This window comes from Microbacterium sp. CGR1 (assembly GCF_001266755.1).
Taxonomy (GTDB): domain Bacteria; phylum Actinomycetota; class Actinomycetes; order Actinomycetales; family Microbacteriaceae; genus Microbacterium.
This window is the reverse complement of sequence record NZ_CP012299.1, coordinates 293,344-318,648: the sequence shown is the minus strand read 5'-3', so window position 1 is coordinate 318,648 and position 25,305 is coordinate 293,344. Positions and strand designations below refer to the sequence as shown.

Sequence of the window (25,305 nt, the reverse complement as noted above, 5' to 3'; positions counted from 1 at the left end):
CCCGCTCAGCCGCGGTTGTAGTCGGCGTTGTACCGGTCGAGGACGTCGGTGATCGGCCCGTCCAGGGCGAGCGTGCCCTTGTCGAGATACAGACCTCGGGTGCAGAAGCGACGGAGGTCCCGCTCGTTGTGGCTGACGAAGAAGAGCGTGCGCCCTTCGGCGAGGAGCTCGTCGATGCGCTTGTAGCACTTGTCTTTGAACGCCTTGTCTCCAACGGCGAGAACCTCGTCAACGAGCAGGATCGGCTCGTCGAGCTGGGACACGACCGAGAACGCCAGGCGCACCTTCATGCCGTTGGACAGGTGCTTGTAGGGAGTGTCCTCGAATCCCGCCAGCTCGGCGAAGGCGATCATGTCGTCGTAGCGCAGCGCGACAGCGTCGCGCGGCATTCCGTGCAGACCCGCCATCAAGGCGACGTTCTCCCGCACGGTCAGATCTCCCACGAAGCCGCCCGTGATCTCGATCAGCGGGGCGACTCCACCGTGCACGGTCACCGCCCCTTCGTCGGGGAGCAGCACGTTCGCGACGAGACGGAGCAGCGTGGACTTGCCCTGGCCGTTGCGCCCGACGACGCCGATCGACTCCCCCTGCTGCACCGTGAACGAGACGTCACGCAGTGCCCAGAACTCACCCGAGCGCGACCGCCGCGCCGCAGGAGCGAACAGGTCTTTGAAGTTCTGGCGCCCACGGCGATTGCGGCGGAACCGAACGCCCAGCCCGTTGGCCTCGATCGCGACGGTCATCCCAGCTCCTTCAGCACGGTGCGCTCGAGGGACCGGAAGGTCCATACGCCGAGCGCCAGAATGACGAGGGTCATGCCCACGCTGACCAGCAGAGTGAAGAGATTCCACTGGTCGGGGAAGAACGGCATCCGATAGAGCATGAAGATCCCGGCGAGAGGATTGAATGCACCGAGCGTCTGGAAGATGCCGGGGAGGTCGGTGACGTTGTAGATGATCGGCGTCGCGTAGAACATGGCGCGCAGAATCAGCGCGGTCGTGCGCTCCAGGTCGACGAAGAGGACGCAGAGCGGGGCGACCAGAAGCCCCAGGCCCACGAGCAGGACGGTCTGCAGGAAGATCGCGACCGGCACCCAGAGGACTCCCCAGCCCACCTGCACCGTGTGCGCCGGATCCTGCTCGACCAGCAGGTTGATGATCACGAAGGCAGCGAGCACAGGCAGCGAGAAGAGGAACTCGATTCCCTTGCTCAACACGATGCGGTTGACCCAGATCGAGCGCGGGATCGCGGTGGATCGTACGAGCCGCGCATCCTTCTTGAACGCGCGCGTGAAGTCCGTGACCGACGTGTTGAACCACACCCAGGGCAGCAGAGCGCTGATGAGGAACACGATGTACGGATCCTCGCCGACGTCGCGGTTGAAGATCTGCGTGAAGACGAACCAGTAGATCACGCTCATGACGAGCGGATCGAGCACCGACCACAGATAGCCGAGCAGGCTCGTCGAGTACCGCACCTTGAGGTCTCTGGCCGACAACAACCACAGAGAATGCAGATAGCGCCGGGGCGTCCCGGGCGCCCCGACAGCAGCGTGACTCACGGTGTCGAGTCTACGAGAGCGAGTTGTTCCACAGCGACAGCGCCGAGCCGATGGCCATGTGCATGTCGAGGTACTGGTACGTGCCGAGGCGTCCGCCGAAGTGCACGTCCTTCTCGCCCCTCGTGAGCTCGCGATAGGCGAGCAGGCCGTCACGGTCCGTCGGGGTGTTCACCGGGTAGTACGGCTCGTCCTCGCGGTTCGCGAAGCGAGAGAACTCCCGCATGATGACCGTCTTGTCCGACTCGTAGACGTCCTTACGCTCCGGGTGGAAATGCTTGAACTCGTGGATGCGCGTGTACGGCACGTCCATGTCGGGGTAGTTCATCACGCTGGTGCCCTGGAAGTCGCCGATGTTCAGCACCTCCTGCTCGAAGTCGAGCGTGCGCCAGCTGAGGGCACCCGCCGTGTAATCGAAGTAGCGGTCCACGGGGCCTGTGTAGACGATAGGCAGCTGTCCGACCGTCGCCCTCTTGTTCAGGGGCTGAGCCTCATCGAAGAAGTCGACGTTCAGCTTCACCTCGATGTTGGGGTGATCGGCCATCCGCTCGATCCACGCGGTGTAGCCGTCCGTCGGCAGCCCCTCCCACGTGTCGTTGAAGTAGCGGTTGTCGTATGTGTATCGCACAGGCAGGCGGCTGATGATGTCGCCGGACAGCTTCTGCGGATCCGTCTGCCACTGCTTCGCGGTGTAGTCGCGGAAGAACGCCTCGAACAGGGGGCGGCCGACGAGCGCGATGCCCTTCTCCTCGAAGTTGGACGCCGTCTTGACGTCGAACTCCCCCGCCTGCTCGCGCACGAGGGCCCGTGCCTGGTCGGGCGTGTAGGCCGACTGGAAGAACTGGTTGATCGTGCCGAGGTTGACCGGCATCGGGAACACGGTGCCCTTGTGCGTCGTGTACACGCGGTGCACGTAGTTCGTGAAGCTCGTGAAACGGTTGACATACTCCCACACCGTGGCGTTGGAGGTGTGGAACAGATGCGCGCCGTAGCGGTGGACCTCGATGCCCGTCTCGGGCTCGGCCTCGCTGTAGGCGTTCCCGCCGATGTGGTGGCGACGGTCGATGACCGTCACCTTGCGGCCTGCTTCGGCGGCGCGTTCTGCGATGGTGAGGCCGAAGAAGCCCGACCCGACGACAAGAAGATCCATGTTGCTGCTTTCTGCCCACAAGGCTGACATCCGCACGGCGTCGCGCGGCACACAGCAGACAACTCTACCTGCAGCGCACTCGGCGCTGCCTGTCAGCCCGCCTCGGTGCCGACACGCCCTCCCACGTCCAGCATCTGCTGGAGCATCGGGGCGAGCGTGCGCCCATACGAGTCGGAGAGGTGATTGTCGTCGATGTAGACGGCGACGTTGCCGATCGAGCCCCTGCACACGCCCTCAGGACACAGCCAGGGTCGGAAGTCCACCGCGATCACCCCGTCAGCCGCCGTGAGATCGTCGAAATCCTCTCCGTCGACGAAGGCGAGTTCGGGCACGTCGCACGATGCGGCGTCGGCACCCGGAACGACCTCCGAATCCTCCGACACGCACTCGTACATGTCGAAATCGAAGCGAGGATTGTCGCGCACGGCGATCACCTGGATGCCGTTCGCCGTGAGCTCCTCCGCGATCTCGCGGATCCCCTCGACGAGAACCTCGGGAGACGAGGGCGTCGCCCGGGTCGCGACCAGGTAGACCGCATCCGGCTGGACCCTCATCGCATACTCGATCGCCGCGGCGCGCCATTCGTCGCAGGGTGTACCCGCCGCCGACCAGGTCGGAGCTCCGATGCCGATGGCGCACCCTCCCTTCAGCAGAGCGACGAGGCCCCATCCCTGCTGATCGGCGAGAACGACGAGAGGCGACATGAGCTGCTGTGCGTGCGAATCCCCCATCACGAGCACTCGCCAGGCGTCGAAGTCCTCCGCTGCCGCGGTCTGGGCGCAGCTGCCTTCCAGCGCAGGCTCCACAGGTTCGAGGTCTCCCGCGCAGCTGCCGTTCAGGTCCACCCACTCGTCATCGAGCGCCGTGGCCGGCGGCATCAGCGGGAGATCGGTGACGACGAGATCGATCGGCGAGTCGATCTGGGCGGCACCCGGATACCCGCCGCTGTCGCTGTCCATCAGCGCCGCCGCACGATGCTGGATCGTGAGCTGCCAGGCGGCGAGGGGTGCGGCGACCAGCAGGACCGAGGCCGCGAGTGCGAGGACGCCGAGACGACCGGAGCCATCGAAGAACGCGGCGTCGCGGATCGGGCGCTCCACGAGCGTCGACACGATCCGCGCCAGCACGAACGAGACCAGGACGATACCGGCGCCGGCCAGCCATCCCGGCTCGGACCTGCCGCTCACCATCATCCAGGTCACGAGGACCGGCCAGTGGACGAGGTAGAGCGCGTACGCGTCATGGGAGACGAATCGCAGCGGCGCCGACTCGAGGATCATCGCGGGGCCGCCACGCGGGCGGTCGCGCCCGGCGACGATGACGAGCGCCGTGCAGATCACCGGCCACAGAGCGAGATACCCGGGGAATCCGCCCTGCACGTCGAGCACGATTCCGCACATGACGATGCCGACGATCCCGACCCAACCGAGGAATGCGGCGATCGACGGTCGGACGCGGACATGCGGGAGAGCGATCGCGACGAGCGAGCCGGCCGCGAACTCCCACAGTCGCGTGCGGGTGTCGAAATAGGCGAAGGACTGGGCGCGCATCGTCTCGACGACCGAGAATGCGAACGAGGCGACGAAGATCGTCCCGAAGACCACGGCGAGTGCGGGGATGACGAGGTGGCGCCGACGACGGAGGATCAGCCAGACCGCGGCGATGATGAGCGGCCACAGGATGAAGACCTGTCCTTGGACCGACAGCGACCAGAAGTGCTGGAACGGACTCGGGGTCACGGAGTCGCGAGCGTAGTAGTCGACCTCCGACAGGGCCAGCGTCCAGTTCTCGACGTAGAAGAGACTCGACCAGGCCTCACGCCAGACGCGCGGCCACTCGGTCTGCGGATACGCCGCGAACGCGACGCCGAGGACGCCGACGATCGTCACGGCCGCAGCGGGCAGCAGCCGCTGGAAGCGGCGCAACCAGAAGGACGCGAGCGCGAGCGGACGCTCCGACCCGACTCGTCGCACGAACGACGCGGTGAGGAAGAAGGCGGAGACCATCAGGAACACGTCGACGCCGCCCGAGACGCGCCCCAGCCACACGTGGTACGCCACGACCAGCAGGATGGCGAGCGCGCGCAGACCGTCGATGTCCGCGCGGCGGGTGAGCGGATCCCCGGCGACAGGCGCAGTCGGAGGAAGCGGTGTCGGGTGCGTCGTTTTCATGAGGGGCGGCGTATCGGCGAGGGGTGTCGCCGCAGTCGTCTCGGGTCGACCGTCTGCCTCTGCCAGCCTATCCGCCCGTTGCGAGCAGTCGCTCGGCCGCCGCGTCGATCTCGGTTCCCAGCAGTCTGGCGTATTCGAGATTGAGATGATCCGCGTCGTAGTAGACGGGGATGCCGCCGACCACGGCGTAGCACGATGTCGCGTCGCAGAATCGGTCGGTCAGATCCAGCACGCTGATCGACGGTGACTCTGCCTGAGCGCCCGCCACGACCACCGGGTCGACCGGGTGCGCCTCGGCTCGAGGGCGCGCGCAGGACTTCGGGTCCTCGGCATTGTGCAGCACGCAGTCGGGGCTTCTGACCTCAGCGTTGAACGGAGGATCCGCCAGCGCGAGCACCTTGATCCCCTCCTCGCTCCACCGCGTCCAGTAATCGAGCAGTCCGTCCGACATCTGATCGACCTGCGGCCGGTCGCTGCCGTCGTCCACCAGCTGGAGCCGCGACGCCATCGCGGTGACGACGAGGTCCGGATCCTCTTCGGCGACGGTGTCGGCGAGGTCGCTCGACCACTCGCGGCACCTCTCGACGTCGGCGGCACCCCACGCGCTGCGGAACCCGATGAACTCGACGTCGGCTGCGGGACACCCGCCGTAGAAACTCGTGTCGACGATCCAGCCGTGCTCCTCTGCGATGTCGAACACAGCTCCCTGCCACTGCTGCGCATGGGAGTCCCCGATGAGCCATACCCTCGTCGGATCCTCTTCGCCTCGCGAGAAATCGCACTCGTGGGTGGTCTTGAGGTCCCCATACGTGAGAATCGGCAGGAACTCGCCGCACTCCGCAGGCGTGTAGAAGTACTCGTTCTTCTTGGTCATCACCGAATAGTCCGCAGCCCCGAAAGGGTCGTCGCACTCGGCCCCCGGTGCGAGCGCCGAAGGCCCTTCGCACGTCGACGCGGCGAGGTCGTCCGGTGGGCTGTCCGCCTCGACCCTCGCCGCATATGCGGCAAGGACCGCCGCCACGAGCGCCGCGATGACGAGCATCCCCGTGACCATGAGTCCGAACGCGCGGCGCGAGGAGCCGCGCCAATATCCCCAGGTCTGTCCGGCGTCTTCGACGAACCTCTTCGTGAGCACGGCCAACACCAGCGAGATGGCCAGAACCGCGACCTTCGAGAGAGTGCTCGCTTCGCCACCGATGACGAACGGGGCGACGACGATGAGCGGCCAGTGCCAGAGATAGAGCGAGTACGAGACTCCGCCGATCCACTGCACAGGTCTCAGTGCGGTCACCTTCGCATGCCAGAGAGCGGCGTGCGAGTTTCCGGCGAGGATCACCGCTGCGGTGCCGAGAACCGGCACCAGTGCGGCGTACCCGGGGAAAGAAGTCGCATGATCATAGGCGAAGGCGGCGACGACGATGAGGCCGAATCCGAGCAGGCTGACGATGTCGGCCGCAGCGCGTCCGAGCGGGGTTCGACTGCCGAGCAGCGCGACCGCCCCGCCGATCGCGAATTCCCACCCGCGCGTGAACGTCGCGAAGTACGCCTGAGGCGGAGCCATGGTCGTGTAGACGACGCTGGCGACGAAGGAGGCGACCCCCACCAGCGCGACGACCGCGATCAGCGCCGTGGCCGTCCGCGCTCTCACTCCGCGTCGCGTGTCCGGTCGTCCGGTGCGCCGCGACACGGCCAGCGCGGCCACCAGCAGCACGGGCCAGACGATGTAGAACTGCTCTTCGACCGACAGCGACCAATAGTGCTGGACCACGCTCGCCGCATCATTGAGCGCCGAGTAGTTGACCGACATCGATGCCAGGAACCAGTTCTCGACGTACCCCGCGCTCGCTGCGACCTCCCAGGCGCCCCGCTCCCAGCGAGGGTAGGGAAGGAACAGCACGAGAAGCACGAGCGACACCGCGAGGACGAGCAGCGCCGCCGGAAGCAGGCGCCGGATCCGTCGGGCGTAGAACGCACCGAGGCGCACTCCCCCGGTCCGTGTCATCTCGCCCACCAGGTGCCCCGTGATGAGGAAGCCGGAGATCACGAAGAACACATCGACTCCGACGTAGCCGCCGGGCAGGCGCATCGGCCAGAGGTGATTGAGCACCACCAGGCCGATGGCCACGGCGCGAAGTGCTTGGATGTCGGTTCGGAACACCCGCGCCTTCGGCGCCGCGGTCGGAGCGTCTGCGCTCCGCAACGACACGCTCACGACCCGAGATACTCCCTGAGGAGTTCGTCTCCCACGCGAGGGGTGAAGCCGATGCTCTGCACCCGGGTCAGGTCGAGGACGCTGTTCGTGGGGCGCGGAGCGACGGGCGACGTCGCCGCGGCGAAGTACGCGTCAGTCGACACACCCGTGACCCGCGCCGGATCCTCGCCGACGAGTTCGAACACACGGCGGGCGATGTCGGCCCAGGTGACGCGCTCGCCCTCGGACGTCAGGTTGTAGACGCCGAACGGCGGGCGGGTCTCGACGAGGGTGCGGATGAGGCGCGCGATCTCGGCCGCGAACGTGAGTCTCCCCCGCTGGTCGTCGACGACCTTCGGGTCGACTCCCTTCGCGGCCAGCGAGGCCATGGTGCGGACGAAGTTCCCACCGCTCCCGATCACCCACGAGGTGCGGACGATGTAGTGACGAGGGGCTGTGGAGACGGCGAGATCGCCCGCCGCCTTCGACTGGCCGTAGACGCCGAGTGGACACACGACGTCGTCCTCCGTGTACGGTCGCTCGGCGGTTCCGTCGAAGACGTAGTCACTCGACACATGCACGAGGGTGATGCCGTGCTCCGCAGCGATGCGAGCGAGAGCTGCCGGTCCGGCGGCGTTGACCGCCCACGCATCCCGCCTGCCCTCGGGCGTCTCCGCACGATCCACGGCCGTGTACGCGGCGGCGTTGATGATCGTGTCGTAGTCGCGCCACCGTCGCGCGTCGGTCAGAGTCGTCGATCCGAGATCGAAATCCGCGCGCGTCGTCCATTCGACGCTGCCGACGCCTTCGAACTCGGCTCGCAGCGCCGTTCCCAGCTGCCCGCCCGAGCCGATGACGAGGGTCTTCTTCGGGGCGACCGGCTCGACATCCGCGAGACGCGGGTGTGCGAGGTCCTTCGCAGACACCTCGGCCTCGGCGAGCGGGATGGGCCACTCGATCGCGACGGTCTCGTCAGCGAGATTCAGGAACGAGTACGAGGCGTCCGGCGACCAGTGATCGTTCACGAGGTAGGTGTACGCGGTGTCAGGCTCGAGGGTCTGGTAGGAGTTGCCGACGCCGCGAGGCACGAAGATCGCCTTCGAGGGATCCAACTCCGCCGTGAAGACCGCTCCGAATGTCGGGCCTTCTCGCAGGTCGACCCAGGCCCCGAAGATCCGACCGGTCGCGATCGACACCCACTTGTCCCACGGCTCGGCGTGGATCCCGCGGGTCGTGCCGACGGCGTCGTTGAAGGAGACGTTGTTCTGCACCGGACCGAAATCGGCGAGGCCCAGTGCGGTCATCTTCTCGCGCTGCCAGTTCTCCTTGAACCATCCGCGCGAGTCACCGTGCACGGGCAGATCGAAGATCTCGAGCCCGGGAATCGTCGTCTCGGTGCGACTCAGAGGCTTTCCGAAGTCGATCTCGCTCACCGGGTCACTGTCCCTTCGACGCGTAGAACGCCTCGGTCTGGTCCTTGGACGGCGCCCACCACGATTCGTTGTCGCGGTACCAGGCGATGGTCGCGGCGAGTCCGGACTCGAAGTCGGCGAACTCCGGCTTCCAGCCCAGCTCGGTGCGCAGCTTGGTGGAATCGATCGCGTACCGCAGATCGTGGCCTGCGCGGTCCGTGACGTGGTCGTACGCGTCTCGCGGCTGGCCCATCTCCTCGAGGATGAGCTCGACGACGTCCTTGTTGTTCCGCTCCCCGTCGGCGCCGATCAGATAGGTCTCGCCGATCCGACCCTTCTCCAGGATCGTGAGCACGGCGGACGAGTGATCGTTCGCGTGGATCCAGTCCCGGACGTTCTCCCCGGCACCGTACAGCTTCGGCCGGATACCGCGGATGACATTGGTGATCTGCCGAGGGATGAACTTCTCGACGTGCTGATAGGGGCCGTAGTTGTTGGAGCAGTTCGAGATCGTCGCCTGGACGCCGAACGAGCGGACCCACGCGCGCACGAGCAGGTCGCTGCCGGCCTTCGTCGACGAGTACGGCGACGACGGGTTGTACGGCGTCTGCTCGGTGAACCGCTCGGGGTCGTCGAGTTCGAGGTCGCCGTACACCTCGTCGGTCGAGATGTGGTGGAACCGCGTCTCGTGCCGACGCGCCGCTTCCAGCAGCGTGTACGTGCCGATGATGTTCGTGTCCAGGAAGGGACGAGGACTGTGCAGCGAGTTGTCGTTGTGCGACTCCGCCGCGTAGTGCACCACGGCGTCCGCTTCTGCGGTGAGCCCGTCGACGAGCTCGGCATCGGTGATGTCACCGTGCACGAATCGCACCCGGTTCTCGGGGAGCCCCTCGAGCGACGCCCGGTTTCCGGCATAGGTCAGCGCGTCGAGCACCGTGACTGTGTGATCGGTGTTCTCCACCGCGTAGTGGACGAAGTTCGAGCCGATGAAACCGGCGCCTCCGGTGACGAGGATGTTCGACATCAACGACCTCTTTCCAGGGTCTCGAGCAGGTAGGTGCCGTATCCGGACTTCACGAGCTTCGTGGCCCGCTCGCGCAGGTCATCGTCGGTGAGGAAACCCTGACGCCAGGCGACCTCCTCGGGGACGCCGATGCGCAGACCCGTGCGGCGCTCCATGGTGCGCACGTAGTCGCCGGCATCCGACATCTGGTCGAAAGTCCCGGTGTCGAGCCACGCTGTTCCGCGCGGGAGCACCTCCACCTGGAGCGCGCCTCGTTCGAGATAGGCGCGGTTGATGTCGGTGATCTCGTACTCGCCGCGAGCGCTGGGCTCGAGGGCGCGAGCGATCTCGACGACGTCGTTGTCGTAGAAATAGAGTCCAGGTACGGCGTAGTTGCTCTTGGGGTGCTCGGGCTTCTCCTCGAGCGAGACGGCACGACCGTCCGCATCGAACTCGACCACTCCGTAGGCGTTGGGCTCCGCCACCCAGTAGGCGAACACGGCGCCGCCCTCGACATCGGTGTAGCGCTTGAGCTGCGTTCCGAGCCCCGGGCCGTAGAGCAGGTTGTCACCGAGCACGAGCGCGACCTTGTCGTCGCCGATGAAGTCCGCTCCGATCACGAAGGCCTGTGCCAGGCCGTCCGGCGAGGGCTGCTGTGCGAAGGTGAGGTTCACTCCGAACTGCGAGCCGTCTCCGAGAAGCCGCTCGAACTGCTCGGCGTCGTGAGGCGTGGTGATGATCAGGATGTCTCGGATCCCGGCCAGCATCAGCGTCGACAGCGGGTAGTAGACCATCGGCTTGTCGTACACGGGAATCAGCTGCTTCGAGATGCCGATCGTGATCGGATGCAGTCGGGTTCCTGAGCCACCAGCGAGAATTATGCCTTTCACCCCCATATCGTGTCACATCCCAGCTGGGACTCAGACAGGCACGATTTACTTGCGTCACATCGTTCACACTGGCATCGTCTGTGCATTTCCGTCACAATGAGCAGGTGACCGGCTCAAAATCCCCCCACCTGCTCGGCCTCATCGCCAGTGCAGCGGCTGTCGTCTTCGCCGCATCCCTGCTCGTGGCGACGCCGGCCAACGCCGTCGCGCCCTCCTCCTCCGGCGCTCTGTCGACTGCGGGGGCCACGCTGACATCCTCGACCGCGGTGACGGGTTCCGCGGACGCATCCATCCGGGACACCGCGAACCTCGCGCAGTTCAAGCCGGGGAACATCATCTCCGATGACGTGTTCTTCCAGAGCGACACCATGTCCGCCGGCCAGATCGACTCGTTCTTCCGCGGGAAGGTGGCTTCGTGCCGAGGTGGGTACGTCTGCCTCAAGGACTACCGTCAGAACACACCGAACCGTCCTGCGGACAGCTACTGCCGCGGATACTCCGGAGCGCCGAACGAGTCGGCGGCGACGATCATCGCGCGGGTCGCACAGTCCTGCGGCATCAACCCGCGGGTGCTCATCGTCATGCTCGAGAAGGAGCAGAGCCTCGTCACGCACACGTGGCCGAGCACCTGGCGCTTCGACATGGCCCTCGGCCAGGGGTGCCCGGACACGGCGCCGTGCGATCCGGCCTACGCAGGCTTCTTCTACCAGATCTACGGCGCCGCCCGGCAGATGCAGATCTACGCCGAGGGACGCTGGTTCACGTACTACGCGCCAGGGAAGACCTGGAACATCCTCTACCACCCCAACCGGGCCTGCGGGTCCGCCCCGGTCAGGGTCGAGAACAAGGCGACCGCCGCTCTGTACTACTACACGCCCTACCAGCCGAATAGGGCGGCGCTCAACGCCGGATACGGCACCGGGGACGGATGCTCCAGCTACGGCAATCGCAACTTCTACCAGCTCTTCACCGATTGGTTCGGCAGCACTCAGACGACGGGCGCCGCTCCGGCCACCCTCGCGCAGGTGCCGGGTCGCGCGGAGATCTACCTCGTGCAGTCCGGTGTCCGCCACCATGTCGTCGCTGCCGAGGACCTCGCCGCACTGCGGTCGAGGCTCGGCGGTGCCGTGTCCGTGGCCGCGGCGTACCTCGACCCGATGCCCGAGGGCAAGCCGGTCACGCGGTACGTGCACGACCCTCGGACCGGGACGCTGTACCTCCTGGAACCGGACGGCACCCGCCATCGCTTCGTCGACGCGGCTCAAGTCGCCCTGTTCGGATACGCGTTCAGCTCGTACGTCAACCTCACGGGCACCACTGCGGACCGATTCTCCGAGGGTGCCCCCGTCGGTTCGTTCTTCCGCTCGGGGGCAGACCCCGAGGTCTACCTCTACCAGGCCGGTCTGCGCAGGCATGTGGCCAACCAGCAGACCTGGCTCGAGGTCTCCAAAGGAACATCCGGATACGTCGCGTCGATGAAGCCGTCCGCGGCCGCATCGATCGGCAACGGGCTCCTCGTCATCAAGGCGAACAGCCTGATCCGCGCCGCGGGAACACAGGATGTATTCCTCACGCTTCTCGGCGACCGCCTGCTGCGCGTACCGAGCACCGCCCTCGCCCGTGAGTTCGGCGCTGCCGGCATCACCGTGGTGCCGAGCAGCTCGGTCGCAGCCAACACGAGAGTCGGTTCGACGCTCACCCCCGTCGTCTCGTGCGGCAGCAGCACTCTGATCGCCGCGGGCGGCAAGCTCCATCCGGTGTCGGGCACGCAGTATGGCGGCATCAAGCCGACCACGCTGGGCAGCGGGGAATGCGGCGCGATGCCCCGCTCGAAGACCACGGTCTCCGCACCTCTGTTCATCCAGCCGCAGGGAGCCCCGGAGATCTACGTCGTCTCGGGCGGCACGCTGCGTCATGTGCCGTCCCCTGCCGACCTGCTGGCCCTCAACGGGTCGAGGCCGTTGAAGGTGCTGCCCTGGTCACCGGCCACCGTCGAATGGTTCGGCACCGGTGCGGCGAACCTGCCCGAAAAGTCGTTCGTGCGCTTCACCGGGCGCGAGGAGATCTACCGATACGAGAACGGGACGTTGCGTCACGTCCGCAGCATCAAGACCCTGCTCCAGCTGAACGGGGGAACCGCGCCGCGCGAATACGTGCTCCCGGGTGATCAGCTGTCGCGATACAAGGTGGGATCCCCTCTGCTGACCAGCGGAACCGACTTCGTGCAGTTCACCGGCGCGCCGGAGATCTACTTCTACGAGAACGGCAAGCTCCGGCATGTGACGTCGATCGGGGTTCTCCTCCGGCTCGGTGGAGGGCGTGCACCCGCAGTGCTCCAGCTCGCCCCCGCCTTCAAGGCCGACTACGCCATGGGCGCTCCGATCACGTGATCGTCGCGTTCGGCCGATCGGATAGGATCGGTGAACTATGAGCTTGTCGTCGGACCGTGTCCTCGTGATCGTCCCCGCGTGGAACGAGGCCCGCAACGTCGGACGCACCGTGCACGAGATCCGGGCAGCGAGCGCCGACTTCGATCTGCTCGTCGTCGACGACGGATCGACCGATGACACGAGCGCGGTCGCGCGAGAGGCCGGCGCCACGGTCATCTCCCTCCCCTTCAACCTCGGCGTCGGCGGAGCGATGCGCACCGGCTTCACCTACGCGAAGCGCCACGGCTACACCCGGGCCATCCAGGTCGACGCCGACGGCCAGCACAACCCCGTCGACATCGCGCGAGTCCTCGACGGTCTCGACACCGCGGACATCTCGATCGGCGCACGTTTCGCGGACGTCGGCGACTATTCGGTTCGCGGCCCGCGCCACTGGGCGATGGTGTTCCTGGCCAAGACCGTGTCCCGGGTCGCGAAGACCCGTCTGACAGACGTGACGAGCGGCTTCCGCGCTGCCAACAGCAGAGCCATCGAACAGTACGTCCGCTATTACCCCGCCGAGTACCTCGGCGACACCATCGACTCGCTCGTCGCAGCGTGCCACGCCGGATTGACAGTGACGCAGGTGCCGGTGGCCATGCGGCCGCGCGTGCACGGCACCCCGAGTCAGGGCCCGATCGGAGCATCGATCTACCTGCTGCGTTCGGTGTTCACCCTCGGCCTGGCGATGCTGCGACGACCCGGTTCGACGAGTCGGTCCACATCCGTGGGCGAACCGGAGGTCGCACGATGATCGTCATCGTCGGGATCGCTCTCGCTCTCGTCATCCTCGCACTGGTCTTCTGGATGCTGCTGACGCGACGTCTTCGCGAGAAGTACGCGGTGATGTGGATCGTCATCGCGCTGAGCGTCCTGCTGCTCGGGATCTTCCCCCAGCTCCTGCTCTGGGCGACATCGCTGCTCGGTGTGCAAGTGCCGGCGAACCTGCTGTTCGCTCTCGCGATCACCCTGCTCCTGGGAGTCGCGCTGCACCTCTCCTGGGAGCTCTCCCAGGCAGAGGACGAGATCCGCCGCGTCGCGGAGGAAGCGGCGCTGTCGCGCGCGGAGATCGACCGGTTGGATCGCCGCATCGCCGCTCTGGAGGCTCAGCACCGCGGCCGCGACGCCGACAGCGCTCCCCCGGCATGACGTCCGGAGCCCCGAGCGCCGATGTCTGGGGCGTCGTCACCGTGCATCGCCCGGCACAGGTGCCTCCGCTTCTGGGAGATCTCGCTCCGCAAGTCACCGGCATCATCGTGGTCGATGACGGCAGCGGTGCAGAGTTCGACGTGATCCGCGCGGACATCGCATCGACCGGTGCGCAGGTGATCACGTTGGAGAGCAACCGCGGCATCGGTGCGGCACTGAATCACGGCATCCGCTGCGCCATCGAACACGGCGCGAGCGCGGTCGTGACATTCGACCAGGACTCGACCATCGCCCCCGGCTTCGTCGCCGCTCTGGGCGCCGCGCACGAGCATGCGCGCGCGCACGGCGTTCCCGCGGGCCCCGTGGTTCCGGAGTTCTTCGCGGACGTCTCCCAGGCCGGGTCATCGACGCCGCAGGGAGTGGTCCACGCCGCCCACGCGATCCAGTCGGGCATGTATCTTCCGTCAGAGGTGCTCGAACGGGTCGGGCTGATGGACGAAGCCCTCTTCATCGACCTCGTGGATACGGACTTCGAGATCCGCTGCCTGGATGCCGACCTGCCGTGCATCGTCGCCCCCGGCCTCCGCCTGCCCCACCGCCTGGGTGCACGCTACCGGGTACCCGGCCCGCTCGGAGCGGTGCTTCCCACCCTCACGCTGAGCACGCCGTTCCGGTACTACTACAGGGCGAGGAATCGGATCGTCGTGGGACGGCGGCATCCGCGTCATCGGGCGCGCCTGCGTCGCGACGCGCGAGCCGACTACGCGTACTTCCTCATCGCGTGGATGCTGGCCAGGCCCCGATCCACCATGCGCAAGCTGCTCATCGCGGGGTTCCGTGACGGACGCGCTGAGCGCCTGGGCAGGATGAGCCCGGAACTCGCCGCTGACGCCGCTCGAGTCACCTGGCGCGCGCGCCCTGTGTGACCGGCGCGAGATCTGCGAAGGGACCGCTCAGCGTGCCACCGTCGGAGTGCGCCGCCGGCCCCGGATCAGCCACCCCGCTGCCCAGCTCGCGACATAGGCGATGACGAAAGGCGTCGGGACGGCCCGCGTGCGGCGAACCCTCCGCAACATCCCCAGGGTCACCGGCAGTCGCCGACCCGAGCCGAAGAGCCGATCCAACTCGATCGCGCGTGCCGCGCGGGGATCACGCTCCAGGAGCGTCTGCGCCATGAGCTGGCGCCACCCCACATAGATCCAGAACAGCATCCGCGTCATCGCGGACGGTGACGCCGCCCCCTCGTACCGCACGGCGAACGTGACGGCGTTGCCCCAGGCTCTCCGCAGGGTCGCGATCGGGCCGAGCCTCAGCCTGCTCGGGTCGCCGAACACGTTCGCGGAGTGCTGCACGTAGTCCTGCACGACCTCATCCACGATGCGACCGCCTCCCTGCGCCATCCCGACGACAGCGAGCCAGTGATCGTGCGCGACCGTGTGTGAGGAGAGGCGGGGAAACGGCAGCGCCGTCGTCAGCAGGTCTCGGCGGAAGAGGCACAACGAACCGGTGAACTGATTCACGATCATCGTCGATGCCGGGTCGAGCTGCCGGCGGTCGGTGAATCCGAGCACCTCGTCACCGGGATGGGACACCAGACGCGCCTGCCCGGAGACGATCGCCGAATCCGAGAGGTACGGGAGCAGCTTCTCGAGCTTGTCGGGATACCAGAAGTCGTCCTGGTCGCTCAGCGCCACCCACTCGGTCTCGGCGGGCACCGCTGCGAGACCCCTCTCGAAGTTCAGGTAGAAACCCAGGCGTCTGCCGTCCGCGACGATGCGGAAGCGCTCGTCCCCGGCCGCGACCTCGGCGACGACCTCCTCGACGGTCTCCAGTTCTCCGTCGACGGAGATGATGCACTCCCAGTCGGTGACCGTCTGATCGCGAATCGAGGCGAGCTGGCGGGTGAAGAGTTCCCGGGAAGGTCGGTAGGCGGCGAGCACGATGACACCAACCATGGGACCCTGACCTCTCGTTCACGCCGACTCAAGTAGTCTAGGGTCGCACGCGTTCACGTCCGCGCCATCCGGAATGGTGTCGGGCCGCAATGGTCCGAGGAGTCCCATCGATGAAGGTTCTGCTGTCACGCTTCGCGGGCTTCAGCGCCGTTCCTCTGATCTCATTCATCGCGCCGCTGTTCCTGCTGCCGATCATCCCGAACGTCTTCGGTCTGGCGGCGTGGGGCTCCGTGGGCACGGCTCAGGCCGTGGGAACCGTCTGCGCGATAGTCGCGGGATTCGGCTGGAACATCTCGGGCGGAGCGCGCATCGCGCTCAGTGCCGACGACGACGCCCGACGTCAGCTCTTCGGTGATTCGTTCTGGTGCCGCGGACTGCTCGTCGTCGCGGCGGGACTCGTCGGTGCCGCCCTCAGCTCGGCCCTGGTTCCCCCCGAGTTCCGCCTTGTCGCCGCCCTCGTCACGCTGGCGACCACCGCCGCGGCCATGACCGTCGTCTGGTACGCAGTCGGCGTCGGGGATGCGCGGGTCGTCCTGCTGTTCGAGACCGTGCCGGTGAGCCTCAGCGTCGCTCTCGCGATCCCGCTCCTCCTGCTCACCGAGCAGCTGCTGTGGTATCCGGTCCTCACTCTGATCGGCTTCCTCACCGGCCCGTTGCTTCTGAACCTCCGCCTCTACCGACGACCCGTGCCTCCGTTCGCCGGGCGGCGCATCCTGCGCGCATATCGTGCGAACGTCTCGGTCGCCGCGGCCGAGACGATCGGCGGAACCTACACCTCTGCGCCCATCCCGCTCGCCCAGGGCCTCCTCGGCGCGACGGCCAGTGGTCAGGCGACCTCCGCCGACAAGTTCTTCCGCATCGCCCTCTTCGCCGTCACGGTGCTGTCGAACACTCTGCAGAAGTGGGTGCTCGAAGTGTCTTATGCGCATGGCCGGGCGCGCCGCCATCTCGTGGCATTCGGCCTCCACACAGGCCTCGCTCTCTTCGGCGGTACGGCGCTGGCTCTGCTCGGCCCTGTGCTGTCCACGCTCCTGTTCGGCCGGGCAGCGACGCCCGAGATCGCCGTGTTCCTGGGCTTCGGCGCCACCTTCGCGCTGACGAGCCTGACGACCCCCTTCATCCGCAACGTCCTGGTGCCGGCCGGCCTCAACCGCTACGTGCTCTACGGCACCCTCGGCGCCGCTGTCGTCGGAGTGCCGCTCATGATCTGGGCGTCCCAGTGGGGTCTCAGCGGGATCATCGCCGGCCTCGCCGCCTCGGAGCTCGTGATCCTCGCCGTCGTCGGGTCGGCCGGAACACATCATCTGCTGCGGGAGAGGCGAGCGGCTTTCGCTCTCGTGGCACCGTCTGAGGGAGGAGTCGCACATGACTGAGACCGTGTGCGTATGCATGGCGACGTACAACGGCACAGGGTATCTGCGCGAGCAACTCGACTCGATCCTCGCGGGACTGCGGCCGGACGATCAGGTCGTCATCGTCGACGACGCGAGTACCGACGGCACCGTCGCCCTTCTCGAGACATACCGCGATGCGCGCGTGACCGTGTACAGAAACCCGAAGAACCTCGGTTACGTCAAGACGTTCGAGCGTGCGCTGTCGCTGGCGGACCGTGACGTCATCTTCCTCTCCGACCAGGACGATGAGTGGGTTCCCGGGCGTCGCGACCTGTTGGTCGAGGCACTCCGCGACCGCTCGATCGCCGCCGGCGACCTGGTGCTGCTCCCTGACGACTCGCCACTGAGCTCGCCGCTCACCGGACGACCCTGGCGCCTCGCTCCGCTGCCCTCGGGCGGATCCCTGGCGAACGAGCTGCGTCTGCTGGCCGGCGATGCCCCCTACTACGGCTGCGCGATGGCGATCCGACGTGAGGCCTCGGAGCTGATCCTGCCTTTCCCGGGGTTCCTGGTCGAGTCCCACGACCTGTGGATCGCGACGGTCGGCAACACGGCCCGTGTGCTCGCGCATGTGCAGAGCCCGGTTCTGCGACGTCGGCTGCACGATGCCAATGCGTCGGCACCGAGGCCACGGGGTCTCCGCAAGGCTCTGCAGTCGCGGTGGATGCTTCTCCGTGCCTGGCGCGAGGCATCACGTCGCGTCGCCGCGGCACGGCGACTCAGCCGAGGCCGCTCAGCCCCGTAGACAGCGGCTGAGCAGTTTCCGTGCCGACCCTCAGCGGGGATCCGCGACGTGCGCCAGGGCCGACCGCACACCCCGCGCCGTGCCATGCCTCAGGACGAGGGGCAACGCGGCGATCCCGTGCAGACGGGACATGAGACGTACTCTCGCGGTCCGCGCTGTGCGGCTCCATCCCCGCGCAGCGGCCGATCGACGCGCGATGCGGTAGTACCGACGCTCGTCGAGGAAACGGCTGCCGTCGAGCAGCGTCTTCTGAGACGCGCTCGCCAGATGACGCCGATAGGAGAACGCGAGCGGCGGCGTATACGCCAGCGTGCCCCCGTCGAACGCGATGTCCATCAGGAGAGCGAGATCCTGGATGACGGCGAGGTCATCCGTGAAGTCGATCCTGCGCAGCGTCTCGACCCGCAGCGAGAGCGAGGGCCAATACAGCCAGTTGCCCCGGATCAGCGTCGTGGCCATGTCAGGACCGCTGAACACGGTGATCCCCTGGCCCTTCGGGGTGAGCAGGCGCTGCTTGATCCGATCGACGAGGGGCAGCACGACCGCGCCGCGCTCATCGATGACCTGGACTCCCGGCTGGATCACATCCGCGTGGGGCACGGCACGCGCCGCGGCGCGGACGACCGCCACGTAGTTCGGGTGCAGGAGGTCGTCGCAGCCGAGGATCGTGACGAAGTCCCCGGACGCGCGGCGCACCGACTCCCGGAAGTTCTCGGTGATCCCGACGTTGTGCTCGTTCCGGGTGTAGATGATCCGCTCGTCCGACTCCTCGTCGAAGTGCGCCGCGACGGACTCATCGGGATAGCAGTCGTCGATGATGGTCAGCCGCCAGTCCGGGTCCGTCTGGGCGCGCACCGATTCGACGGTCTCGTAGAGCTGTTCGGGGTCTCCCCAGAAAGGCACGAAGATCTCGTACGTCATGAGCCGAGTCCGCACGAAACGATCTTGTAGAGCTTCGCATCTCCGCGCTGCTCGACGAGCTCGACGTAAGGCGAGCTCTCGAGGTCGTCGAGTCCCGAGTAGTCGCCGTCGTTCTCCTGGAAGTCGCCGTCGGCGCTGAAGTCGAGGACGTACGCGACACCGGTGTCCTCGAGGGCGTCGCACACCTGCGGAGAGTCGCCGTCTGTGTTCAGCTTCGTGTTGATCGCCTCGGCGTCGTCGGTGAGATCCATCAGGAGATGCGGCATGAGGACGCGTCGTCCGCTCACGCCATAGGCGAAGGACGCTCCGGTCCACGGGTCTCCCGCGATGACGGGGCCCTCGGGAACGAGCTCGTCGAGATCCTCCATGAGATCGAGCTCGTCCGGAGACAGGATCGGCCCACCCGGTCGCAGCTCGTAGGTGAACTCGATATCTGCTGCCGCCTGCCGGATCGCGGCGTTCTGGGTGACTCCGACGAGTGCGATCACGACGACGGCGATCAGGACGATCGGCAGACGCTCGGAGAAGCGCCGCACCGGCGCGAGCAGGCGCTGACGAAGAAGCCATGTGACCAGCACGATGCCACCGAGCGCAGCGAGCGGGAGGACTCCGATCGCCCAGAACGCGGCGATCCGAGGCGGGTTGTTGTACCACGGGGCAGTGAACCAGAACCGGAGCGTCTCATACGGTGACGCCGACACGATGATGTAGAGCACGGCGGAGATGACCGCCATCGCCAGGACCGACCACCGCGCATAGGTGCCTCGGCGGATCACGCTGTACGCGCCGATGATCATCAGAGCGGTGATCCCGAGCGAACTCGGGTAGCCGTACACGCTCGCCGCGACGACCTCACCGATGGAGTCGGGCACGGTGTTGATGATGGGCCAGTAGATCTGGCTTCCGGGGGGACGCACGACCTGCAGGAGGACCACGCCGACGGCGGCGTAGGCGACGAGCAGGCCGATCGCGATCACCCGCGGGCGTCCGGGAGCCCTCATCTGATGCAGAAGCCTGGCGAGGACGAAGGGCACCGTGAGAGCGACGACCGCCATGAGAGCCCCGGGGTGCGCGACACCCAGGCCCGGCACGACGAGCACCAACAGCAGGGCCCAGTCCTGGCGACGCGACACTCGCCCGGGCCTGAGAAGCCACCAGGCGACGACGATCGCGGCCGGAGCCACGGCCAGGCCGAGGAACAGCGGATAGAGCACCCCGTAGTGCAGGAGCAGGAAGGGGAAGGCCGGGAAGGCGGCAGCCAGAGCGCCCGCGATCACCGTCATGATCTGGTTTCGTCCCAGAAGCTCGCGCACGAGGAACACCGCGCCGATCGGCCAGACGACCGCCGCGACGACGATGATCATCGCATTGGTGGCGAGGGGCACGGATGCCCCGCTCAGGGCGACGACGATGGAGACGAGCGCGTGCCATCCGGACGGGTAGAAGGGGACGCCGGCCGGCGACGTCATGCTTCCCAGCCACAGCGGCGATGCGTTCCCGGTGTCCAGGACGTACTGCACAGCGTTCAGATGGAAGAAGTTGTCGTAACGCTGTGAGAAGAACTCTGGGTCGTGCATGCTCCGCACGAGCACGAACGCGATCAGCGCAGCGGGCACTGCGATGGAGACGATGATCGCGACCAGCTGCCTCGCGCTCACGTGCGTGCGTGGTCGCGCCGGGACTCCGACGTGCTTCGACCAGAAGAAGGCGGCGAGCGACGCCACCGCGGTGAGTACGAGGACGGGCAGGATGCTCCATCGGATTCCCACGAAAGGCGCTGCGATGGCGGCGACCGCGACGAGGGAGACGCTCAGCGCCGGTGCCAGCGCGAGGAGTGTCATTCCGCGCAGGCGGAGGAGGAAGCCGAGCAGGAGTCCCGGGAGGAAGAGAAGAGCTCCGGTGACGATCAGTGCGGGCAGGATCGAGACCCAGCTCACGCCGCCTCAGCCTCCGGGTAGCGGACCTTCGGATTGAAGGTGATGCCCTTCAGCCACTTGCCGAGCAGCTTCGCGCGCAGATCCAGCGGGACGCGACCGCGGTGCAGGCTCACGAAGAGCCGTGCGCCGAACTCGATGAAGTACAGGAATCCGCGATGGTGCAGCTGCCAGGAGGCCTCGTTGCGCACGCCGTACGAGAACTTCCAGAGGCTCTTGCGGTCGACCATCGCGAAGTTCACTCCGCGGTTGTCGCCCATGTCGTGGACCACGACGCTGTCGAGCACCTGCACGCCGGGGCAACGAGCGGTGAGGCGAAGGGTGTACTCGCGGTCGTCGAACCAGATGAAGTACTCGGAGTAGGGAAGCCCGTACTCCGCGATCGCCCAGCGTGGAATGAGCACGGAGACGAACGAGCACGCTGTGACCATGACATTGTTCTGGCCCTTGACGAGCAGACGACCCCAGTCCCACGTCGTCACGGGGTTGTTCATCTCGCAGATGCTGCCGTCGGTGAACTCGACGACGGAACATGCGAAGGGGACGTCGCCGCCGAGTTCCTGGACGGCCCCGTCGAATCCGGCGATGAGGCTCTCGAGCGCTTCCGGCTTCGGATAGCAGTCATCGTCCATGATCCACACGTGGTCCGCGCCGGAGGCGTATCCGCGCAGCATCCCCTCGGAGAAGCCACCCGCTCCCCCGGAGTTGGTCGACATGGTCACGACTTCGAGGGGGACGGACGTCTCGAGGGATGCCAGGTACTCCGCCGTGCCGTCGGTCGAGGCGTTGTCGATGACGAACAGCGTCTCGACGGCGTGCGTCTGCGCCTCGATCGATGCGATCACCGTCTTCAGCTTCTGGAGCCGATTGAACGTGACGACCACTCCAGCGACACTCACCATGAGCCCACCTCTTCCTTGAACCATGAACTCGCGGACTGCTGGGACAGCAACTTCTTCTCCGCCTTGCGCTCCTTCCGCCACAGCGCTTCCCTCGACTCCTCGTCGTCGACGAGCGGGGCCACCGCCTCGGCGAGTCGACGGGCGGCGACGCGCGCGTGACGCGGAACCAGAGCGGATTCGGGGATGATGTCGCTCTGTGCCCCGACATCCGTCGAGATCACGGGCACACCGTGTGCGATCGCCTCGAGCGTCGTGAGCGTGAGTCCCTCATTGTGCGACGCGACGACGAGCACATGCGCTTCATCGAGCGTCTCGGAGACAGGGGTGTCGGAGCTGCGTCGGACGATGTCCTCCCCCAGCCCCTCGGCACGGATGATGTCATCGACCCAGCTCGACAGCTCGCCGCCGCCGTGAAGGATGAAACGCAGCGAGTATCCCTGGCGCTTCAACCGCCTCGCCATGGTGATGTACACCTCGGGCGCCTTCTGCCGGGCCATCCGGCCGACGAAGGCGACCGTGAACGGCTCACCCGGCGTACGGGGGCGGAACACGGCGTCCTTCGGCTTCACGGTCAGGCCGCCGAGCGGCGCCATGACGACACGGTCGGCAGGGATGCGCTGCACATCGGTCATCCAGCGGGCGAGGCTCGGCGAGATGACGTGATGCGTCGTGATCGATCGGGACGCGATCGCACTGCTCAGCGGATACCCGCCGCCGGTGTACTCGACGATGTGAGTGCTGTCGATGATGGGGATGCCGGGACGCGAGGCGGCGATCCAGGCGACCCGGTCGTACAGCCACTGATTGTGGTGGATGACGACACCGCGCACGTCGAAGGTGCGGAGCAGCGAGCGGAGCAGCGGTTCGACGCCGGCGGTCTGCGAAGTGACGGTGGGCTCGGAGAACGGGATGAGCAACGCTCCGTCGAGCTCGGGCCGCGTGACCCATGGCTGGTGAGAGTCCCGATTGGTCAGCACGATGGGAAGGAAGCCGGCCTCGCGCACCAGACGCACCGTCTCGAACGCCCAGAGTTCGGCGCCACCGAGCTCGAACCAGTGGAGTCCGATGATCACGGCCTTCGGCGCCCCGTCGAGAACCGGGCCGGCCGGCACGATCACGTCGTCCTCGTGTGCGCCCCCCGGACGGAACTCCGCCTCGTAATCGCGAGGCTCGATGGCCGTCGTGAGCTTGCGGCGGAATCTGAGCAGCGAGAGGTCCCGGGCGTCGTCGTAGAGCAGCGGCGCGCGCGACTTGACGCTCCGTGCGATCCGGCCGACCAGGCCGGGACGCTGCGGGCGGTAAGGGTCCGAGTCGAGCACATCGTCGGATGACACGTGCAGATGCCTGGCGGGCGACGCCACGAGACGGGCCGAGGCCGCTTCCGCAAGCTCGGGCTCACGCTCTTCGACGGAGACGGAGCTGACGATGTCGAAGCTCCCGATGCGGTGTCGGTTGTTCCTCGAGAGTCCGTCGAACGTGCTGTCGTCGGTCAGTCGAGGCGTCGTCTCCACCGAGCCGTCGTAGAGATGGATCCGCAGCTTTCGCTGAGGTGCCATGAGCGCGTGGAAGTTCAACGCGCCGACGAGAAGGCGGCGTTCGCGCTCCGACAGATCGGCGCCCGTCTGCGGGTCCTCGAAGCGGAAGAGTGCAGGCTGATCGAGAGCTTGAAGAGGTGTCACGGATACAGTTTGCTTTCGGATCGACGGACGCACGAGACCTCCGCGATCCTACCAGCGGCCCAGCCCCTGACCCTGGGTTGCGCCTGTGCCGCGCGTTCGGACGCATCCCCATCGATCTGCCAGGGACACCGCGCGGAGGATCGTATGATTGCTCTCGGTGCGCCCGAGACCGTCGGCGCCTCGGAAGGTGGAATCGCGGTGCAACAGGCTCGCACAGCCGACGACCAGAGAATGACGACTCCTGGCGCGAATCGAGGGCTCCTCGAGGTCTTCCGGCAACGGCATCTCCTCTCGCTCATCGTGCGCAAGGAAGTCCAGATCCGGTATCGGGGTTCCATCTTCGGCTGGCTGTGGTCGTACGTGAAGCCACTCGTGCAGTTCGTGGTGTTCTTCGTCGCGATCGGCGTGTTCCTCGGCCTGAACGACCGCGTCGACTACTTCCCGATCTATCTGCTCTCGGGCATCACCGTGGTGACCTTCTTCAACGAGGCGTTCTCCAACGGCACCCGGTCCCTGGTCGACAACGCGGCGCTCATCAAGAAGATCTACCTGCCTCGCGAGATGTTCCCGATCGCCAGCATGATGATCGCCGCCGTGAACACGGTGCCGCAGATCATCGTCGTGATCGCCATCTCGCTGTTCTTCGGGTGGGCGCCCACCTTCGCCTCGCTCGGCGCCATCCTTCTCGCACTCGTCATCATCGCCGTGCTCGCCAGTGGCCTCGGGCTCTTCTTCGGGTCGATCAACGTGACGTTCCGCGATGCGCAGAGCTTCGTCGAGATCATCGTGATGGTCGCGATCTGGGCCTCCCCCGTGATGTACGAGTGGACGCAGGTCGCCAATGTCGTACCCGACTGGCTCTTCGTCCTCTATCGACTGAACCCCATCACCGCCGCCGTGGAGCTCTTCCACTACGGCGTCTGGTTCCCGCTCGGGCCTGACGCGTCCCCGCTCCCCGACGTGTGGATGTACGGGCTTATCGCCCTCGTGACGTCTCTCATCGCGCTGGTCATCGGCCAGCTCGTCTTCCGCCGACTGGAGGGCCGCTTTGCCCAAGATCTCTGATGCGCAGCCACTTCCGCGGATCATCATCGACGACGTCCACAAGACGTTCAAGCTCCGGCACACGCATTCGATCAAGGAGACGGCTCTCGCCGCGATCCGTCGCAAGCCGCTGACGACCGACTTCCACGCCCTGGACGGCGTGTCGTTCGACATCCAGCAGGGCGAATCCGTCGCTCTCCTCGGTTTCAACGGATCGGGCAAGTCGACGATGCTCAAGCTGATCTCGGGTGTTCTCGAGCCCGATGCCGGCACCGTGCTCACTCGCGGCCGCATCGCCGGCCTGATCGAGGTCGGCGCGGGGTTCCACCCCGATCTGTCCGGACGCGAGAACATCTTCCTCAACGCCGCGATCCTCGGCATGAGCAAGAAGGAGACCGAGGCTCGGTACGACGAGATCGTCGCGTTCAGCGAGATCGAGCAGTTCATCGACACCGAGGTGAAGCACTATTCGTCCGGCATGTTCCTCAGACTCGCGTTCTCCGTGGCGATCCACACCGAGATGGACGTCCTGCTGATCGACGAGATCCTCTCGGTCGGCGACGAGCCGTTCCAGAAGAAGTGCCTCGCTCGCGTGCGCGAACTGCACGCTGAGGGGAAGACGCTCGTCGTGGTCAGCCACGACCTCAACATGGTCTCGAACCTGTGCGACCGCGGCATCCTGCTTCAGAAGGGCAAAGTGCGCTTCGACGGACCGAGCGCGGAAGCCGTCGAGGTCATGCGCTCCTGAGAGCGCTCGGACGCCGGCGCAGCGCGCTCG

At 66.6% G+C, this 25,305-nt stretch carries 21 protein-coding genes; 8 read left to right on the top strand and 13 right to left on the bottom strand.

Annotation, left to right across the window (positions count from 1 at the left end):
* Positions 1-5: 5 nt before the first annotated feature.
* The 8 genes from AKG07_RS01450 to rfbA form a co-directional block, all read right to left on the bottom strand.
* Positions 6-743 carry an ABC transporter ATP-binding protein gene (locus AKG07_RS01450; RefSeq protein WP_053095640.1) on the bottom strand — a complete coding sequence of 246 codons (738 nt, stop codon included), beginning with the start codon at positions 741-743 and terminating at the stop codon, positions 6-8.
* Entirely contained in the window at positions 740-1,561 is an 822-nt protein-coding gene (locus AKG07_RS01445; protein WP_053095639.1) for an ABC transporter permease, read from the bottom strand. Before AKG07_RS01445 ends, AKG07_RS01450 begins: the two co-directional genes overlap by 4 nt.
* 10 nt (positions 1,562-1,571) lie before the next feature.
* On the bottom strand, positions 1,572-2,708 hold the full coding sequence (gene glf, locus AKG07_RS01440; protein WP_053095638.1) for a UDP-galactopyranose mutase: 1,137 nt from the start codon (positions 2,706-2,708) through the stop codon (positions 1,572-1,574).
* A gap of 92 nt (positions 2,709-2,800) precedes the next feature.
* Positions 2,801-4,879: an acyltransferase family protein gene (locus AKG07_RS01435; RefSeq protein ID WP_053095637.1), complete on the bottom strand. Its 2,079-nt coding sequence runs from the start codon at positions 4,877-4,879 to the stop codon at positions 2,801-2,803.
* A gap of 67 nt (positions 4,880-4,946) precedes the next feature.
* Positions 4,947-7,091 carry an acyltransferase family protein gene (locus AKG07_RS01430; RefSeq protein ID WP_082297774.1) on the bottom strand — a complete coding sequence of 715 codons (2,145 nt, stop codon included), beginning with the start codon at positions 7,089-7,091 and terminating at the stop codon, positions 4,947-4,949.
* On the bottom strand, positions 7,088-8,503 hold the full coding sequence (rfbD, locus tag AKG07_RS01425; RefSeq protein WP_053095635.1) for a dTDP-4-dehydrorhamnose reductase: 1,416 nt from the start codon (positions 8,501-8,503) through the stop codon (positions 7,088-7,090). Before rfbD ends, AKG07_RS01430 begins: the two co-directional genes overlap by 4 nt.
* A gap of 4 nt (positions 8,504-8,507) precedes the next feature.
* A complete protein-coding gene (gene rfbB, locus AKG07_RS01420; RefSeq protein WP_053095634.1) occupies positions 8,508-9,506 on the bottom strand; it encodes a dTDP-glucose 4,6-dehydratase in 999 nt (332 codons plus the stop codon).
* Positions 9,506-10,375: a glucose-1-phosphate thymidylyltransferase RfbA gene (gene rfbA / locus AKG07_RS01415; protein ID WP_053095633.1), complete on the bottom strand. Its 870-nt coding sequence runs from the start codon at positions 10,373-10,375 to the stop codon at positions 9,506-9,508. The genes rfbB and rfbA overlap by 1 nt, the downstream gene beginning before the upstream one ends.
* Positions 10,376-10,479: 104 nt before the next feature.
* Between rfbA and AKG07_RS01410 the strand changes: the two genes are divergently transcribed.
* From AKG07_RS01410 to AKG07_RS01395, 4 genes are read left to right on the top strand one after another with little or no spacing between them, the layout of a single operon-like run.
* Entirely contained in the window at positions 10,480-12,765 is a 2,286-nt protein-coding gene (locus AKG07_RS01410) for a hypothetical protein (protein WP_053095632.1), read from the top strand.
* A 37-nt stretch (positions 12,766-12,802) separates the two neighbouring features.
* Entirely contained in the window at positions 12,803-13,558 is a 756-nt protein-coding gene (locus AKG07_RS01405; protein ID WP_053095631.1) for a glycosyltransferase family 2 protein, read from the top strand.
* The gene (locus AKG07_RS01400) at positions 13,555-13,953 is read left to right on the top strand and encodes a DUF2304 domain-containing protein (RefSeq protein ID WP_053095630.1); all 399 of its coding nucleotides are present in this window, start codon (positions 13,555-13,557) and stop codon (positions 13,951-13,953) included. Before AKG07_RS01405 ends, AKG07_RS01400 begins: the two co-directional genes overlap by 4 nt.
* Positions 13,950-14,879 carry a glycosyltransferase gene (locus AKG07_RS01395; RefSeq protein ID WP_053095629.1) on the top strand — a complete coding sequence of 310 codons (930 nt, stop codon included), beginning with the start codon at positions 13,950-13,952 and terminating at the stop codon, positions 14,877-14,879. The genes AKG07_RS01400 and AKG07_RS01395 overlap by 4 nt, the downstream gene beginning before the upstream one ends.
* A gap of 27 nt (positions 14,880-14,906) precedes the next feature.
* Here the strand turns inward: AKG07_RS01395 and AKG07_RS01390 are convergent, their stop codons facing one another.
* A complete protein-coding gene (locus AKG07_RS01390; RefSeq protein ID WP_053095628.1) occupies positions 14,907-15,908 on the bottom strand; it encodes a glycosyltransferase in 1,002 nt (333 codons plus the stop codon).
* Between the two features lie 110 nt (positions 15,909-16,018).
* On the opposite strand from AKG07_RS01390, the gene AKG07_RS01385 reads away from it, so the two are divergent.
* Positions 16,019-17,281 carry a lipopolysaccharide biosynthesis protein gene (locus tag AKG07_RS01385; protein WP_053095627.1) on the top strand — a complete coding sequence of 421 codons (1,263 nt, stop codon included), beginning with the start codon at positions 16,019-16,021 and terminating at the stop codon, positions 17,279-17,281.
* Positions 17,274-18,047, top strand: coding sequence for a glycosyltransferase (locus AKG07_RS01380; protein ID WP_053095626.1), 774 nt, complete (start codon positions 17,274-17,276; stop codon positions 18,045-18,047). Before AKG07_RS01385 ends, AKG07_RS01380 begins: the two co-directional genes overlap by 8 nt.
* 30 nt (positions 18,048-18,077) lie before the next feature.
* On the opposite strand, the gene AKG07_RS01375 is transcribed toward AKG07_RS01380, so the two are convergent.
* From AKG07_RS01375 to AKG07_RS01360, 4 genes are read right to left on the bottom strand one after another with little or no spacing between them, the layout of a single operon-like run.
* On the bottom strand, positions 18,078-18,968 hold the full coding sequence (locus tag AKG07_RS01375) for a glycosyltransferase (protein ID WP_053095625.1): 891 nt from the start codon (positions 18,966-18,968) through the stop codon (positions 18,078-18,080).
* On the bottom strand, positions 18,965-20,905 hold the full coding sequence (locus tag AKG07_RS01370; protein ID WP_053095624.1) for a DUF6541 family protein: 1,941 nt from the start codon (positions 20,903-20,905) through the stop codon (positions 18,965-18,967). Before AKG07_RS01370 ends, AKG07_RS01375 begins: the two co-directional genes overlap by 4 nt.
* Positions 20,902-21,804 (bottom strand): glycosyltransferase family 2 protein, encoded by a 903-nt coding sequence (locus tag AKG07_RS01365; RefSeq protein WP_053095623.1) that lies wholly within the window; start codon positions 21,802-21,804, stop codon positions 20,902-20,904. Before AKG07_RS01365 ends, AKG07_RS01370 begins: the two co-directional genes overlap by 4 nt.
* Positions 21,798-23,483 (bottom strand): glycosyltransferase, encoded by a 1,686-nt coding sequence (locus tag AKG07_RS01360; protein WP_053095622.1) that lies wholly within the window; start codon positions 23,481-23,483, stop codon positions 21,798-21,800. Before AKG07_RS01360 ends, AKG07_RS01365 begins: the two co-directional genes overlap by 7 nt.
* A 144-nt stretch (positions 23,484-23,627) precedes the next feature.
* On the opposite strand from AKG07_RS01360, the gene AKG07_RS01355 reads away from it, so the two are divergent.
* Both AKG07_RS01355 and AKG07_RS01350 read left to right on the top strand, forming a co-directional pair.
* Positions 23,628-24,548: an ABC transporter permease gene (locus AKG07_RS01355; RefSeq protein ID WP_082297772.1), complete on the top strand. Its 921-nt coding sequence runs from the start codon at positions 23,628-23,630 to the stop codon at positions 24,546-24,548.
* Positions 24,532-25,275 carry an ABC transporter ATP-binding protein gene (locus AKG07_RS01350; RefSeq protein WP_053095621.1) on the top strand — a complete coding sequence of 248 codons (744 nt, stop codon included), beginning with the start codon at positions 24,532-24,534 and terminating at the stop codon, positions 25,273-25,275. The genes AKG07_RS01355 and AKG07_RS01350 overlap by 17 nt, the downstream gene beginning before the upstream one ends.
* Positions 25,276-25,305 lie beyond the last annotated feature (30 nt).